The 15,780-nt window shown below is 46.0% G+C and carries 15 protein-coding genes and 1 pseudogene; 7 read left to right on the top strand and 9 right to left on the bottom strand.

Annotated elements, in window-relative coordinates:
- The first annotated feature begins 87 nt into the window (after positions 1-87).
- The 4 genes from I8U27_RS06985 to I8U27_RS07000 all read left to right on the top strand — a co-directional run bounded on the left by I8U27_RS06985 (position 88) and on the right by I8U27_RS07000 (position 5,439).
- Complete coding sequence (locus I8U27_RS06985; protein ID WP_181751329.1) at positions 88-2,058, top strand: DHH family phosphoesterase; 1,971 nt, start codon at positions 88-90, stop codon at positions 2,056-2,058.
- The gene (gene rplI / locus I8U27_RS06990) at positions 2,055-2,504 is read left to right on the top strand and encodes a 50S ribosomal protein L9 (protein WP_181751328.1); all 450 of its coding nucleotides are present in this window, start codon (positions 2,055-2,057) and stop codon (positions 2,502-2,504) included. Before I8U27_RS06985 ends, rplI begins: the two co-directional genes overlap by 4 nt.
- Before the next feature lie 177 nt (positions 2,505-2,681).
- Positions 2,682-4,031, top strand: coding sequence for a replicative DNA helicase (gene dnaB / locus I8U27_RS06995; RefSeq protein WP_181751327.1), 1,350 nt, complete (start codon positions 2,682-2,684; stop codon positions 4,029-4,031).
- Between the two features lie 121 nt (positions 4,032-4,152).
- Positions 4,153-5,439 (top strand): adenylosuccinate synthase, encoded by a 1,287-nt coding sequence (locus tag I8U27_RS07000; RefSeq protein ID WP_181751326.1) that lies wholly within the window; start codon positions 4,153-4,155, stop codon positions 5,437-5,439.
- Between the two features lie 294 nt (positions 5,440-5,733).
- On the opposite strand, the gene rlmH is transcribed toward I8U27_RS07000, so the two are convergent.
- From rlmH to I8U27_RS20545, 3 genes and pseudogenes are all read right to left on the bottom strand, one after another.
- Positions 5,734-6,213, bottom strand: coding sequence for a 23S rRNA (pseudouridine(1915)-N(3))-methyltransferase RlmH (rlmH, locus tag I8U27_RS07005; protein ID WP_181751325.1), 480 nt, complete (start codon positions 6,211-6,213; stop codon positions 5,734-5,736).
- A gap of 28 nt (positions 6,214-6,241) precedes the next feature.
- A complete protein-coding gene (locus I8U27_RS07010; protein WP_181751324.1) occupies positions 6,242-6,448 on the bottom strand; it encodes a CxxH/CxxC protein in 207 nt (68 codons plus the stop codon).
- Between the two features lie 68 nt (positions 6,449-6,516).
- Positions 6,517-6,664 (bottom strand): annotated as a pseudogene (locus I8U27_RS20545) (BlaI/MecI/CopY family transcriptional regulator); the annotation flags it as partial.
- A 3-nt stretch (positions 6,665-6,667) separates the two neighbouring features.
- Here I8U27_RS20545 and I8U27_RS21290 point away from each other — a divergent pair.
- Positions 6,668-7,246 carry a group II intron maturase-specific domain-containing protein gene (locus I8U27_RS21290; protein WP_181751323.1) on the top strand — a complete coding sequence of 193 codons (579 nt, stop codon included), beginning with the start codon at positions 6,668-6,670 and terminating at the stop codon, positions 7,244-7,246.
- A gap of 141 nt (positions 7,247-7,387) precedes the next feature.
- On the opposite strand, the gene I8U27_RS07020 is transcribed toward I8U27_RS21290, so the two are convergent.
- Entirely contained in the window at positions 7,388-8,569 is a 1,182-nt protein-coding gene (locus I8U27_RS07020) for a S1C family serine protease (protein WP_181751322.1), read from the bottom strand.
- 203 nt (positions 8,570-8,772) lie between these two features.
- Here I8U27_RS07020 and I8U27_RS07025 point away from each other — a divergent pair, with 203 nt between their 5' ends.
- The gene (locus I8U27_RS07025) at positions 8,773-9,033 is read left to right on the top strand and encodes a hypothetical protein (RefSeq protein ID WP_181751321.1); all 261 of its coding nucleotides are present in this window, start codon (positions 8,773-8,775) and stop codon (positions 9,031-9,033) included.
- 26 nt (positions 9,034-9,059) lie between these two features.
- Here the strand turns inward: I8U27_RS07025 and I8U27_RS07030 are convergent, their stop codons facing one another.
- Genes I8U27_RS07030 through yycF form a run of 5 tightly spaced genes read right to left on the bottom strand, consistent with a single transcriptional unit; the run spans position 9,060 to position 14,616 of the window.
- On the bottom strand, positions 9,060-9,869 hold the full coding sequence (locus tag I8U27_RS07030; protein ID WP_181751320.1) for an MBL fold metallo-hydrolase: 810 nt from the start codon (positions 9,867-9,869) through the stop codon (positions 9,060-9,062).
- Complete coding sequence (gene yycI / locus I8U27_RS07035) at positions 9,866-10,648, bottom strand: two-component system regulatory protein YycI (RefSeq protein ID WP_181751319.1); 783 nt, start codon at positions 10,646-10,648, stop codon at positions 9,866-9,868. The genes I8U27_RS07030 and yycI overlap by 4 nt, the downstream gene beginning before the upstream one ends.
- A gap of 17 nt (positions 10,649-10,665) precedes the next feature.
- Positions 10,666-12,075 (bottom strand): YycH family regulatory protein, encoded by a 1,410-nt coding sequence (locus I8U27_RS07040; protein WP_181751318.1) that lies wholly within the window; start codon positions 12,073-12,075, stop codon positions 10,666-10,668.
- On the bottom strand, positions 12,072-13,901 hold the full coding sequence (locus I8U27_RS07045) for an ATP-binding protein (protein WP_198065854.1): 1,830 nt from the start codon (positions 13,899-13,901) through the stop codon (positions 12,072-12,074). The genes I8U27_RS07040 and I8U27_RS07045 overlap by 4 nt, the downstream gene beginning before the upstream one ends.
- Before the next feature lie 4 nt (positions 13,902-13,905).
- Positions 13,906-14,616 carry a response regulator YycF gene (yycF, locus tag I8U27_RS07050; protein ID WP_181751316.1) on the bottom strand — a complete coding sequence of 237 codons (711 nt, stop codon included), beginning with the start codon at positions 14,614-14,616 and terminating at the stop codon, positions 13,906-13,908.
- Between the two features lie 323 nt (positions 14,617-14,939).
- Here yycF and I8U27_RS07055 point away from each other — a divergent pair, with 323 nt between their 5' ends.
- Positions 14,940-15,689, top strand: coding sequence for a YheC/YheD family protein (locus I8U27_RS07055; protein ID WP_181751315.1), 750 nt, complete (start codon positions 14,940-14,942; stop codon positions 15,687-15,689).
- Positions 15,690-15,780: the final 91 nt, after the last annotated feature.

Consider the following 15,780-nt stretch of genomic DNA (forward strand, 5'->3'; position numbering starts at 1 on the left):
TCCTTGCGAGAACTAGGGTAAAATAGAACTAAGAACCAGCGGGAATGTTGATTGACCCAGCAAGGCGCAGTTCGAGGGGATAGGATGATGCCGAAATTTATCATTCAAAGATGGCACGGATATCACATGGTTTTTGCTATGTGTTTCTGTCTGGTATTGATTGCTTTACTTTCTACTTACAAATGGATTTATGGAATCGTTGGCCTTGTGCTGTTTACCTTTCTGGCACTCGTTTTATATTATGCGGAACGGGCCTTTCGCAAGGACTTTACAGAGTATGTCCTCACCCTGGCCCATCGGGTAAAAAATGCCAGCCAATCAGCCCTGGATCAATTGCCCGTTGGAATTCTCCTGTATGACCGGAATGGTGAGATTGAGTGGCATAATCCGTTTGTACACAAGATGAGTGAACGGGAGCGATTGGTCGGCTCTTTCGTTGATGATGTTTTTCCTGAACTGAAACAGGCGAAGTCCGAAGGAGAGGGGCCCTTCCGGATCCATTTAGGCAAAAAATCATTTGAGGTTATTCATCAACCGGAAGAACGCCTTTATTTTTTTCGTGATGTCTCCCGCCTCGATGAACTGCAAAAAAGGTATCAAGAGGAACAAACCATTCTGGGCTTTCTTCATATGGATAACTTTGACGAAGCCGGTCAAGGGCTGTCAGATCAGGAAAGCGCCCAGCTATTATCAAATCTCACCAGTGTGATCTCAAAATGGGCATTAGAGTATAATATTACCCTAAAGCGTATTGATACGGATAAAATGTTTTTTGTAACCCAGTACCAATCCTTGCAGAGATTGATTAAATCCAGGTTTGATATCCTGGACGCTGTCAGGGAAATGACCAGGCATTATAAGATTCCTGTCACCCTCAGCATTGGTGTGGCCAGTGTAGGAGAGACCATGATCGAACGGTCACAAAATGCTCAAGCAGCATTGGATATTGCCCTGGCACGCGGCGGAGATCAGGCTGCCGTTCAGTCTGAAGAGCGTGTCGTTTTCTTTGGTGGGAAAACCAATGCAGTGGAGAAGCGAACCCGTGTCCGTGCCCGGGTGATTTCACATGCGATGAGCAATTTAATTCGCGACAGTCAGCGGGTATTGGTGATGGGACATACCCAGCCGGATATGGACGCGCTGGGCGCAGCGATTGGTGTGGTTAAATTTGCTCTTATTAATGATTGTGAGGCATATATCGTCCTGGATGAAGAAAATGTCTCCATCGAAAGGCTGATGACAGCAGTCTACCAACATGAATATCTCGGTGAACATGTGATTCACCCGGAGAAAGCGTTGCTTTTGGCGGATGACCCGGATACATTGCTCATCCTTGTTGATACACATAAGCCTTCTCTGACCATAGAGCCCCGTTTATTAGAGAGAGCAGAAAGAACGGTTGTGATTGATCACCATCGCCGTGGCGAAGACTTCGTCAAGGACCCGGTCCTTGTCTATCTGGAGCCATATGCTTCATCTACCAGCGAACTGGTTACCGAACTGCTGCAATACCAGGATGGGCGCCTCGCGATGGATACGCTGGAGGCAACTGCTCTGCTCGCGGGCATTGTGGTTGATACGAAAAACTTTGCCTTTCGTGCCGGGTCGAGAACATTTGAAGCTGCCTCCTTCCTTCGCAGGCACGGAGCTGATTTAATGATGGTCCAATCACTGCTTAAAGAAGATCTGGCCCAATATGTGAAACGGGCGGAAATTGTCAAAAATACAGAGGTTTTATACGGAAATATCGCCATTGCCACTGGCGACGAAGCGGAAGTATATGATCAACTATTGATTGCCCAGGCGGCGGATACTTTGCTCAATATGCAAGGAGTGGGGGCCTCTTTTGTCATCGGCATGCGTGAGGACGGGTTGATCTCCGTCAGTGCGAGATCTCAGGGCGAGTTGAATGTTCAGCTGGTCATGGAGGAGATGGGTGGCGGAGGACACCTCACAAACGCCGCTTGCCAATTGAAAAACACGACGATACAGGAAACAAAAGAGCGGCTGTTGGAAGTGTTAAAAGAAACATTGGAAAGCGGGGGGACGCAACAATGAAAGTCATCTTTCTTCAAGATGTAAAGGGCACCGGAAAAAAAGGTGAAGTAAAAGAAGTCGCAGAAGGATATGCCCGTAATTATTTGATTCCGCGCAAGTTGGCGGTACAAGCGACAGAAGGGAACATGAACACATTAAAAGAACAGCAGAGAAGAGACAAAAAACGCAAAGCGGAAGAGCTGGAAAATGCCAAAAAACTGGGAGATAAACTAAGTGAAATCACCTTGACATTAACAGCGAAATCAGGTGAAGGAGGCCGTGTATTCGGTTCCATCACATCCAAACAAATCAGCCAGGAATTAAAGAAAAAATTTCAACTGAATGTGGATAAGAAAAAAATTCAGTTGGAAGAACCGATTCGCACTCTGGGCGTGACCAGGGTACCTGTGAAGCTTCACCCGGAAGTGACCGCAACTCTTTCTGTGCAAGTGGTAGAAGAAGTCTAGCCTAAAAAAGGCGCTCCACTCGGGATGGAAGCGCCTTTTTTAAATATGCCCGGCCCGGGTTTCATCTACAGTCCCAACTTCTGATTGGCCGGGGCAGTCGTAAGCAGTATAGTTTAAGCCGGAGAATGGGGGATTCGCCACCCCCTTATACTCGTTGGAACTGGAGGGTTTTGACTGATGAGTGATTTATTTTCAGATCGTCTTCCTCCACATAATCATGAAGCAGAACAAGCGGTGCTCGGTGCCATTATTATTGAGCCGTCTGTGCTGGTTTCCGTCAATGAACGGCTCAAGCCCGAGGATTTTTACCGGCAAGCGCATCAGCGCCTTTTCCAGGTAATCAATGATCTTGCGGAAAAAGGTGAACCTGTTGATCTGGTTACCCTGACATCGGAACTGCAAGATAAGAAGTTGCTTGATGAGGTAGGGGGAGTGACTTACCTGACCGAGCTGGCAGGTACTGTACCCACGGCTGCCAATGTGGATTATTATGCACGGATTGTGGAGGAGAAAGCGATTCTCCGGCGTCTGATCCGCACAGCTACCCAGATTGCCGCTTCCGGTTACTCGGGAAGCGATGAAGTTACGGAAGTTTTGGATGATGCGGAAAGGAAGATACTGGAGATTTCCCAGCGCCGTATGCGTGGCGGCGGATTTATTCCCATTCGTGATGTTCTGATGGAATCGTATGAGCAGATTGAAGCTCTCCATTTTAATAAAGGGGGGCTTAGTGGAATCCCGTCTGGTTATGTTGATTTGGACCGTATGACCTCCGGGTTTAAGGGGTCTGATCTAATCATTATTGCTGCCCGCCCCAGTATGGGGAAAACGGCATTCGCCCTTAACGTGGTACAAAATATTGCTGTTCGTTCAGGTAAAACCGTTGCCATTTTCAATCTGGAGATGTCTGCTTCGCAAATGGTAATGAGAATGTTGTCCGCAGAAGGAAATATTGATGCCCAGGCCTTCCGTACGGGTAACTTGAATGAAGAAGACTGGGAAAAGTTGACAATGGCGATCAGTACTTTGAGTGAGTCCCCAATTTTCATCGATGATACACCGGGCGTGACGGTGAATGATATCCGCAGCAAATTACGTCGTTTGCATGCTGAGCACGGGCTTGGACTTGTGGTAATCGACTATTTGCAACTAATTTCAGGCCGGGGTGGTGACAGCCGGCAACAGGAAATTTCCGAGATCTCACGCTCGCTTAAGCTGATGGCCCGTGAATTTGATGTCCCGGTGATCGCTCTGTCCCAGCTCTCCCGTGCGGTTGAACAACGCCAGGACAAGCGGCCGATGTTATCCGATTTGCGGGAATCGGGGTCCATTGAGCAAGATGCCGATATTGTAGCCTTTCTTTATCGGGATGATTATTATAATGAGGATTCTGAGAAAAAGAACATCGTCGAAGTGATTATCGGGAAGCAAAGGAATGGTCCGGTGGGGAAAGTGGAACTCTTATTCTTAAAGAACTACAATAAGTTTTTAAGCCTTGAGATGAGGCACAACAATTTTCCCGAATGATTATGTTATATATTCTATATAATGTTCGTTATTTAATTGACAATCCTCTCTTTATACTGATATACTTAGCATTGTTGATAAATAATGTTCGGGAAAATTGCCCCCTAGGAGGAGTGCGAAGATGTCCACGGTAGTTGTTGTAGGTACCCAGTGGGGAGACGAAGGAAAAGGAAAAATCACTGATTTCCTTGCTGAAAAAGCAGAGGCGGTTGCCCGGTATCAAGGCGGGAATAATGCGGGCCACACAATAGTGTTTGGGGGAACCCGATATAAACTGCATATGATTCCCTCAGGGATTTTTTATAAAGATAAGATATGTGTGCTGGGGAATGGCATGGTCATCAATCCTCAAGCTTTGGTGGAGGAATTGGATTATCTCCATCAACACGGGATTTCTGCCGATAACTTGCGCATATCTGACCGCGCCCATCTGATTATGCCTTATCACATTAAATTAGATTTGGCTGAAGAAAGCCGGAAAGGCAGAAGCAAGATCGGAACCACCGGCAAAGGAATTGGCCCAGCCTATATGGATAAAGCGGCACGGGTCGGGATCCGTGTGGGTGACTTGCTCCATCCTGAACAATTTGCGGAGAAATTGAAACGCAATCTGGAGGAAAAGAACCGTTTGTTAGAACGGCTTTATCAGACAGATGGTTTCACATTTGATGAGATTTATGAGCCTTATATGGCCTGCATGGAGAGAATCCGCCCATATGTAACCGATACATCGGTCGTGCTGAATGATGCAATTGATCAAGGCAGGCGAGTTTTATTTGAGGGAGCACAAGGTGTGATGCTGGACATCGACCAGGGGACTTATCCGTTTGTAACTTCCTCCAATCCGGTGGCAGGAGGGGTTTGTATTGGGTCCGGAGTGGGTCCGACCAAAATCCGCCATGTGGTTGGCGTAGCAAAAGCATATACAACCCGTGTTGGTGATGGCCCATTTCCAACCGAACTCCACGATGAAATTGGTGACCAAATCCGCGAAGTGGGGCGTGAGTATGGTACAACTACCGGACGCCCACGCAGAGTAGGCTGGTTTGACAGTGTAGTTGTCCGGCATGCCCGCCGGGTGAGCGGAATTACCGGGCTTTCCCTTAATTCCCTCGATGTATTAACAGGCCTTGATACAGTAAAGATCTGTACGGCTTACCAGTATGAAGGCAAAGTGATTGAAAATTACCCCGCCAGCCTGGAACTGTTGGCGAAATGTGAACCGGTCTACGAAGAATTGCCCGGTTGGAAACAAGATATTACAGGGGCCCGCAGCTTACATGATCTTCCGATTGAAGCCCAGCACTATATCGAAAGAATTACCCACCTCACCGGAATTCCACTGGCTATTTTCTCAGTCGGCCCCGGGCGCAGCCAAACCATTCAAGTACGTCCTGTTTATGCGTAAAACAACAAAGGATATCATGGGAGAAGCCTGGTAAAATGATGATAGTTGATTGGGCGTTCACAACTAAAAAAGGACCTATTTTCACACGGATGTTAAGTAGAGCAGAAAACCTTGATGACTCGCCGAGGTAACCCAGGGATGAAAGTTTGAATCATGACGGGGAAGCAGTATTCTGGGATGGACGGCCATTTCTACTTCCTTGCAGGGCTCCGATGGGGAGCGAGACAGAATTCTGCCTTCCCCCTTAGATACACACACTTTCACAGAAAAAGAGCTATCCGAGGGAAAAAGCGATTATTTATGATAAGTTTCCCCACGATTGATCTTGCAGGCACGGTAAATTTGTTCCAGTAGAAAAATACGGATCAGTTGGTGGGGAAAAGTCATCTTAGAAAAAGAAAGCTGTAAATCGGCACGCTTCAATACTTCAGGAGAAAGTCCGTATGAACCTCCGATGACAAAAGTAATATGGCTTTTCCCGTAAGTGATCAGCTGTTGTAATTGCCCGGCAAAAGCCGGGGAAGAAAAGGATTTACCTTCAATGGCTAAAGCGATGAGATAAGAATCAGGGTGAACCTGCCGCAGGATCCGTTCCCCCTCTTTTGAGAGGATCTGCGCGATTTCCGCATCGTAAATCGGCTCTTGTGCTTTTTCTTCGGCCAGTTCAACCAGTTCCACTCTGGCATAGGAACGAAGCCGTTTCAGGTATTCCTCAGCCGCTTGCCTCAGGTATTTTTCTTTTAACTTGCCTATGCTGATAATTTGTATTCTCATGGGCCCTCCTCTTTTTTTGTTTCTCTTCTTATTGTTCATCTTCCAGTTCTATTTCCAATTGATACTCAGGGAACCCTCCACACCAGTAACACTCTTTTTTTGATCCATTTCTCCTGTCTGAAGAATATAGCTCCATGGTAGGGGCGATCGAGAAGCGATCCACTATTTCATCAATCACAATATCAATGTGTTCACCGCAGGCATACCAAATAAGCTGTTCATAATCTGATTTCATTATTTCACTCCATTTTCACATAAAGTTATACATAGGTTATCCACATTATCCACAGTATTGGTACAGGTAATTCGCTTAAGAAAAGACTGTGCTTCGGCGTGCTGACATTCATCGAGTACAGCAGAAAAATATTGATTTTGGTTTACACCGACCACTTTTTTTGGACAAGACGATCCAAAAAAGTGCGTATGGTTTAGGCTTCCAATCCGTTCTATCGGAATGTTAAATCCGGTCATTAGAGGATGGGCACAATTCCACCAATTCGCCAATAGCAAAAGAACCTTCAACTTCGTTGATCATGCCATTCACCAACGCCTTTGGCGTTGGGCTAAACGGAGACACCCCAATAAGTCAAAACGATGGATAAGAAAAAAATACTTCAAAACCATCGGCGGAAATAATTGGGTATTCTTTGGAGAAGACAAAGGAAAAGAATTAATCCTACTACGTGCCTCTCGATTTCCTGTTAAAAGATATGTAAAGGTTAAGTTAGAAGCCAATCCATTTGATCCCAACTGGGAACTGTACTTTGAAAAACGTCTAGCTCTTAAAATAGCGGACAATCTCAAAGGAAGACGCCAACTCCTACAACTCTGGAAAGAACAACAAGGCATCTGCCCAGTTTGTAAACAAAAGATCACCAAACTTACGGGATGGCATAGCCATCACATTGTATGGCGATCACTAGGTGGTTCCGATTCGCAAGAGAACCGTGTTCTCTTACACCCAAATTGTCATAGCCAAGTCCACAGCCTAGGAATAACTGTTGAGAAGCCGCGCCCCCTACGGGGCGTTTGAAGAGGCTTGAGCCGTATGACGGGAAACTGTCACGTACGGTTCTTAGGGGGGAATGGCTCCGAAAGGAGCCTGCCCTACCCAACACCCCGAGTTACACACACTTTCACAGAAAAAGCCCCGCAAGAGCGGAGCTCGTGGTGGTTATCTAAAACTTTTCGGTGCCTCAGCCAGTTTTAGCCTGGTTGTTTCTTTTTTGCCATCCCGGTAAAAAGTCACTGTCACTTCTTGACCAATCTGTTTGTTTTTGTAGAGGTATTTTCTGAGCTCTGACGCTGTTGCAATCGGCTGATTATCGAGAGCAACGATTACATCTTTTGCTTTTAATCCTGCCAGGTCAGCAGGTGAGCCCATGCCGACACCGCGAATGACTGTTCCGCCTTCCAGATTGGCCGGGATTCTCAAGTTTTCCCAGACACTCTGTGGTAATTGCATTAAATCGATTAATTCCACTCCGAGGAAAGGTCGGGGGACATAGCCATAATGAATGATGTTTTTCATGATCGGCTGGGCATCATTGGACGGAATAGCAAACCCGAGACCTTCCACTCCGCTTTCGGCAATTTTCAAACTGTTGATCCCGATCACCTGTCCGGCAGCATTGATCAGGGCGCCCCCGCTGTTCCCGGGATTGATGGCGGCATCCGTTTGGATGACATCAGTGGCCATATACTCTGTAACGTCAATAGACCGTTTGGGAGAACTGATGACACCCACGGTTATCGATTGGCCTAATCCGAGAGGATTACCGATCGCGATGGCTGGTTCCCCGGCTTTTAAAGTATCTGAGTTCCCAAACTCGGCAACAGCAGTCACATATTGATCACTGATCTCCAGCACTGCAAGGTCAGTGGTTGGGTCACTGCCCAGCACTTTAGCGTTAACCGTTTTGTTTTTATTATCACCTGATGGGATCACGACTCTGACCTGTGAAGCACCTTCGATCACATGATAGTTTGTGACAACGCGTGCCTTTCCGTTTGCTTTTTCGAAAATAATTCCCGAACCCGTTCCTTTTTGGACTTCTTCAGGGTTAAACGGGTCTTCTGACTTTGCATAGTTGAGAATCCCCACAACAGCAGGCCTTACCCGGTCAACCGCTTTGGTGATATCCGAGGTAACATTGACACTGGTTGTTTTGGTTGGTCCTGTAATGTTGGTTGGGGCCGCAGGCTGAGGTGGAAGAGAGATGACTCCGCTTCGGAAGAGGAGAGGAGTCAATAGAAGAACGATAAGTCCGCCAATCACTGCGGAAATAATCGCAATCAAAACGGGTGACTGGCGCTTGGGCTGTTGTTGTAAATCCGGTTGATCATAGAACCCCATAAACTTTTCCCTCCTCGTTATGTATATTAGCACAAATTCCTTATAACATTATTTGATTCGCTTAAATGTATTATACTAAAATCCCTTTTGAAGCCCCGTTCAAAAAGGTGTGACATTTTTTATAAGAGAAGTTTAAAAACTAGGAAAAATGAGGAGAATGGTAGAAAATATATATAAATGGGCGTCGCTGGGAGTTGAAATGGATGGAAAAGAAAAACCGCCTCCAATCAATCGGCCCGTTCGAGCGTTATCAGGAATTGGATCTTGGCGCACAGATAGCCGATTTAAAATTGATATTTTATCAGCAGAGTCTCTTATTAAGCGCGTTAATTGATCTACTGATCGAAAAAGGCTGCATTCAGAGAGAAGAATTGGCTGAATTGGTAATGAGCATAGACGGGGAGCTGACTGTCCGGCTGGAAGAAAATACTCCCACCGAACAACGGGCACAGGAAGATGAATAAAAGGTAGCCTTATGTAAGAAGGGAGGCTACCTTTTTACTTTCATCCTTACTTCTCGCAGGGGGGTGGGGCGGTCATCATAGGTAGGCCATAAGTATACATCACGACCTACCTGAAGACCGGTATCTTCAAGAATATTTTTCACCGTCAGATGAGCAAGTTCACTGAGATTATTGTCACGGCTCAAGTGAGCCAGATACACATTTTCACCCATGCCGCGCACAATATCTGTCAATGCTTCCCCGGCGTCCTGGTTGGAGAGATGGCCCATGTCACTTAGAATTCTGCGCTTTACATTCCAAGGGTATGAGCCCATGCGCAACATATCCACATCATGATTGCTTTCCCAGATTAGTGTATCAACTCCGGTTACTTGATCAGTAATCCGCTGGTTCACATAACCCAGATCAGTGATGACGGCCAGGGTCTCGTCCGTCTTCTGCCGAAACTGAAAACCCATCGGTTCGGCGGCGTCATGGGAGACAGGGATCGATTCCACCCGTACATCTTCCAGTTCCAGAGAAGCTCCCGTTTCGATGATGTTTTGATACAACTCGGGAATTTCTCCAACACTGGAGGGAAGGTGATTCCAGGTTGCTTCATTCGTATAGATAGGAATTTGATACCGTCTGACCAGCACCCCCAGCCCTTTGACATGGTCAATATGTTCATGGGAAACAAAAACCGCTGTCAAAGTGGTTGGGTCTATTCCGATTTTCTGCAGGCGCTGTTCTATTTGTTTTCCGGATAACCCTGCATCAACAAGCACTCGCGCCCTCTCTGACTCGATGAAAATGCAGTTTCCTGTGCTGCCGCTTGCCAGTACACTAAACCTCATGATGATTTCTTTCCTTTATCTTCATTTTGTTGTTGAGGAGTCGCTTCTACATCCTCATTCAGCCCCTGGGCATTCACATCTAAGGACTTATTGCCGGCATAAAAGCGCCAGTAAGGGATGAGAATGGAATCGCCGTTGTCCACAGCGTATGTTCTTGCTTTGTAACCTAATTCCGCCGCAGTGATTTTGCTGTTTTTTTCCAGTTTCCCGCTGACGATTAAATTGTAGAGCGCATTGGAAAAGCTGATCAATTTCACAGAGGAGGGTTCTTTCAGCTCAAAGTGAACAATGCGGATCGATTGGATCTTTCCTTTTAATACACGAACTTCCAATCTCCCGTCGAAAATGGGCTTACCTTTATGCCATTGTAAAAATACGATTTTATTCGTTGTACTGTCTTTCTCTGAGAAATGAAAGTCACGGAAAACCTTGATTTGGCTGTTTAGAATCTGTTCCAGTCCGTTCATATTTTTGTAAGAAGGAAGAACAGAAAACTTTTTCACATAGCCGCCTTTCTCATCCTGTTCCCACCCCTCTGATTGCGGCATCCGGGTAATATTCGCCTTAAAGGCGTCGGTTTGCCCGATATCTTTCGGTTTAGGAGCGGCCAGCTCGATCTGGTTGGCTTTAAGAAGGTGACTGATCTGCTGTTCATTGATTTTATCGCTCTGAAGCAGGTGGGATTTTTGTTGCATCATTTGGCCTAATTGAACGGCCAGATAGAGATCAAAAAGTATAAAAGCGATGATGAGAATCGTCTTTGCACGACTCCAGTCCATATTTCATCCTCCCGGCATTATGGAGAAGGGATTAACGTAGGGGTTTGGCTGCCCTGGGTGATCACTACCCAGACAGGCTTTAAATTCACTTGTTTTTTTCCTTTAATCGTTTGAGGTTGAGCGTGATACCCGGGGAAAATATGTTCAATGGACGCCAGATTGATTTTCTTTTGCGCCAAGATCTGGAGCAATTGCTCTTTTCCGGGTAGATGTTGCACTGTGGATTCAATAGGCTGATCTTCAGACAGATAGTACATGGAACGAATATATTTGCTCGCCCCGTTTCTCCCGCCTGATTGAAGCTGAATTTGATCAGGGGTAACATGGCCGCTTTTTCCGCCCCAGTAGACAGGATAGCCCTGCTTAAACAGACGGAACGTGTACGTATATTGCGGAAAGTTGTTTTCTTCCACATCAAATTTATCAAGCAAATAGTTGCCCGGCCAGCCCCGGTGACGCTGAACAAAATCGTTGATCTGGCTAAGCTCTTCTGTCATGGTTAAAGTTTCGCTTTCATCCCGGTTTCCGGTGTCATTGTACTTGTAAATCATAAAATTGCCCTGTTTGTTATATGTCAGTACCTGTTCATCGTAGGTGTACAGATACTCGTTATTTTTATAGATGATTGGTTCGATGTCGGGATCCAAGAAAAGCCAGCCTTTCATGTTTTCAATATCAATATTATCCAGCGCATAAACAGGTTGGTTTATTTGCAGTGGTTCTGCCGGCAAGTAGAGTACACGCGAAAAGGGTTGACTGCTGTTTGCCGGGTCGGCAGGGTTTTTACCGTTGACCGGTACAGGAACCAGGGCAGGTTGATCCTGAGTGTCGGCCTGCGCAATTGCCTCAGTGAAGCCCGTATCATTTTGGGACTCGGGTTGTACCTGGATCACTTGCTGTTTTTGATCAGAGATAAACCAGATGAAATCCTGACCGTTCCCGGGGTCACGAAAAAACCATACACGGCTGATTTTTTTTGGTAGCTGTGGGTACTCGCGCAAGGCGTCACTGGAAAAAAAGGCATCCAGTTCAGGAACCGTAACATCACGGGGGAATTGCAGTTCAACTCCTGTTGCCCGGGTAAATAGCTTGTGCCAGTCCTCTGGTTTTGGAGAGACCGAAGTAACCGTGCCTGCATCCAAAATTGTTTCTTTTACCGTTTTGAGGATGTTATGGTAACTCTCATCTTCAGGCAGGGTCCAGGTTGTTTTCCCCGGTTCGTGTATAATCATCTGGTAAGGGGAAGCCAATTGGTGACCCGCTTTTTTATTGAACTTTTCACTGAAGATATACTCAGGGCCGCGGGCAAATTTTTTCTCTTCATAAGAAGGTGAACTATACCAGAGCAAACCTGTCAGGACAAAGCTGATAGAAACAAGTATGACCAGGGCGGCCGTTTTCATATGTTCGAACCATTTAGTTTTCATCGTACTACCTCCGGTTCACAGGGGGGCAGGGTAAAGGAAACGGTTGTCCCTTTCCGGTAGATGCTGTCGATCGAAATGTCCCCTCCATGGGCCCGGACGATCTCCCGGGCGATGGCCAACCCGAGCCCTGTACCGCCTAAACTGCGGGAACGCGCTTTATCAACGCGGTAAAATCGTTCAAAGATACGGCCAAGGTCTTTTTTGGGAATGCCAATTCCTGTATCGGCAATGGAAACCTCAACCATTCCGTCAGGCCGCCTTTCGGCAATCACAGCGATCGACCCGCCTTCCAGTGTATATTTGACGGCATTGGAGAGAAGGTTGTCCAATACCTGATCCAGTTTATCCCGGTCGGCATAGATACGCGGCAATGATTCAGTGATATGGAGAGACAGTTTGATCTCTTTTTGTTTGCACTGGAAGGCAAAGCGATCAACCACATCTTCCAGCATCTCTTCCATATGAATGGCTTTTTTATGAAAACGGGACTGTTTGGCATCCAAGCGGGAAAGTTGTAACAAGTCGTGGATGAGACGGGTCATGCGGTCCGCTTCTTGCCGGGTGACCTGCAAAAAGCGGGAGGCCAGCTCCGGGTCATTGACAGCACCGTCATCCAGTGCTTCAAGATAGCTCTTTATGGTTGTCAGCGGTGTGCGCAATTCATGGGAAACATTGGCCACAAAATCTTTTCGCTGCCGGTCCAGTTTTTCCTGTTCTGTTACATCTTCCAACACAGCAACCAGGCCCACCATTTCAGATCCCTGCAACCGGATTGGCGTAAAAGTGATTTTAACGATGGTATGCTCTTCAGGGTCATCGGTATTCATTTCCAAAAACGTCTGCCGCTCTTCCGGCAAAGGGAAAGAAATCGGTTCGGTTAAGGGGAGAACTTCGTCAATCCCGCTGCCTAACTCAATATCCCGATTTAACAATTTTTCTGCCCAACCATTTTTAACGATTACTTTTCCCGTACTGTCTGTGGCGATCACACCGTCGCTCATGTTTGCCAGGACCGATTCAAGTTTTTCTTTTTCCTCTTCTTTTTGCGAAAGTGCTATACGCAAATGTGAGGCCAGGTGGTTAAAAGCGATCCCTAACCGGCCGATTTCATCTTCGCTGCGGACATCCACTTTGCGGTCAAAGTCGCCTGCCGCCATAGCGGTTGCCTGTTCTGTAATCTCTTTAACCGGTGTCGTAATGGTCCTTGCCAGGATGACTACCAAAAATCCGGTGATCACAAGAGCAAGGGCCGTGATACTGATCAGGATTTTGCTGATTGCCCGTATCGTCTTGTAAGTCTCTTCCAACGAGGCTTCAATATAAATGCTGCCGACCATGCGGCCCTCTCCGTTTTTGATGGGCCGATAATAAATTTGATAGTTATCGCCGCTGGTGGGGTCGTTCACAATGTTAAACTGTTGCGTCTCGGTAAGGGATTGGGTTAAAAAAACAGGTTTCTGCTTTAATTCATTTTTATTGGATGCAGTGGTCGCGATCACAAGATTATCTTTGTCCATAATGCTGACGACCACTTTATCTTTTGTTGTGTTGCCTTTCTGGTTAAGATAAACCAGTTCCCTTAGCAAACCGTTGATTCGTTTGCTTCTTTCGTCATTGCTCAGGCGTTTGTTGAGGGTATCCCCGACTTTGTCATGAAGCAGGGAGGCCTGGGTTTTGAGGTCTGTCCTTAAATCCCCCATGTAGTAGTTTTCGAGCCGACTGATAAAATAAACGCCGATTAACTGCATGGCGATAATGAGCAGCAAAATATAAATAATCACCAGTTTCCATTGTATACTGTTTACGAGTTGCATCCATTTTTTCATCTAATCACCGTTCATTGAGGGGATCGCGCATGGTGTAACCAATTCCGCGGCGGGTAATAATATATTTTGGTGCCCCCGGATCATCTTCAATTTTTTCACGAAGGCGCCGAACGGTCACATCGACGGTACGGACATCGCCAAAATAATCATAACCCCAGACCGATTGGAGCAAATGCTCCCGTGTCAGCACCTGATTGACATGCTTGGAAAGATACAACAAAAGTTCAAATTCGCGATGGGTTAAATCAATCGTTTTGCCTTTCTTCGTAACCACAAAGCTGTTCGCATCGATAGAAAGTTCTCCAATCGTGGTTGAAGTTTTATCTTCCTGGGGTTCAGGAGAGGGGGCGGCTTGAGAACGCCGTAAATTGGCTTTGATGCGAGCTAACAGTTCACGGTTGCTGAAAGGCTTGGTCACATAATCGTCAGCCCCGATTTCCAGACCCAGTACTTTATCTAACTCGGAATCCTTGGCAGTGAGCATAATGATTGGGAACTGATACTTTTGCCTGATGCGGCGGCACACTTCAATCCCGTCGGCTCCGGGCAGCATCAGGTCTAACAGCATTAAATCAGGCGGTTCGGCAAGTGCTTTATTAATCGCCTCATTGCCGTCATGGATACAATCAACGGTGTATCCTTCTTTTTCAAGATTAAATTTAATAATATCGGCAATCGGCTTTTCATCTTCTACGACAAGGACCTTTGGACTCAAGAGAATAACCTCCCTATCTTGGATTCAATATCGGCAAAATATGAATCAAGCCATTGAATGAACAGGCCCAGAATGGTAAACCGTTTGCTTTTGCGTTCACTGGGAGAAATATTCCTCCCTCGTTTATTAGGAAAACTGTTTTGTTCCGGTGTCTTGGCTGATTAGTACAATACTACCATTTTATCATCTTGTACCTATTTTAGCAGAGGAAGTTTACAGAAGTGAAAGGTCGAGGTTTTCATATTAAAAAATGGGCAGTTTTACAGATGACTCGCTGTGGGAAACGCGAATAATATAAAAGAGCGGAAATGAGGGAGCAGGGAATGGGGTATCCATATCAGCAAATTGCCAGTAAAGCGTTAAAAACCATGGTGCTTCAAAAAAATGAACGGATTTTTCCATATCTTCCGGAGACGTACTGGTATCACCCCGCAAAATTGAAACAGATGCTGGACGAGTACGAGTTTGTTTTTATTAAGCCAGATAAAGGCGGGGGCGGAGGCGGGGCCATTCGCATCAAAAAATGGAGCGATTATGAGATCGTTTGCCATACCTTGTACAGCCGTAAGGTGCTGGCTTCATCCGAGGTTGCAGGTTGGATCGAAAAAAGATTAAAACCCGGGAAGCGATATATCATGCAGCAGGGGATTCGCTTGATGAAGGTGCAGGGGCGCCCGTTTGACCTGAGGATTCATATGCAAAAAGTGGGGAAAGAATGGACATTCAGCGGAATTTGTGCCAAGTTGGCGGCGCCGGGAAAAATTGTGACCAACTATTGTAAAGGAGGGCAGCCTTACGAAGCATATAAAGCCCTGCTTGAGATCTCTTCATATAATCAGAAAAGAGCAAAAGAAATATTTGTAGAGTTGTATTATCTTTCTAAAGAAATTGCTAAAACATTAAATAGTCGTTTTACGGGTTTAAAGGAATTAGGAATTGACGCAGGGATTGATGAACAATTGCGCATTTGGATATTTGAGGTAAATACACGCCCGAATTTCAAAATGTTTCGAGATCTGCCCAGTTTGCATATGTATCGAAGGATTAAGAATATACGATATCACCGGGTTTAAATTTCAGTGATTATTTTATTAAGATGGATTAAATTTCAAGCCTTAACTTTCTTTGGACAAATAGATCCAACATGCTCAATGCATGTTTTTT

Origin of the sequence: Paenactinomyces guangxiensis, assembly GCF_016055185.1 — a bacterium.
In the GTDB taxonomy this organism is placed as follows: domain Bacteria; phylum Bacillota; class Bacilli; order Thermoactinomycetales; family Thermoactinomycetaceae; genus Paenactinomyces; species Paenactinomyces guangxiensis.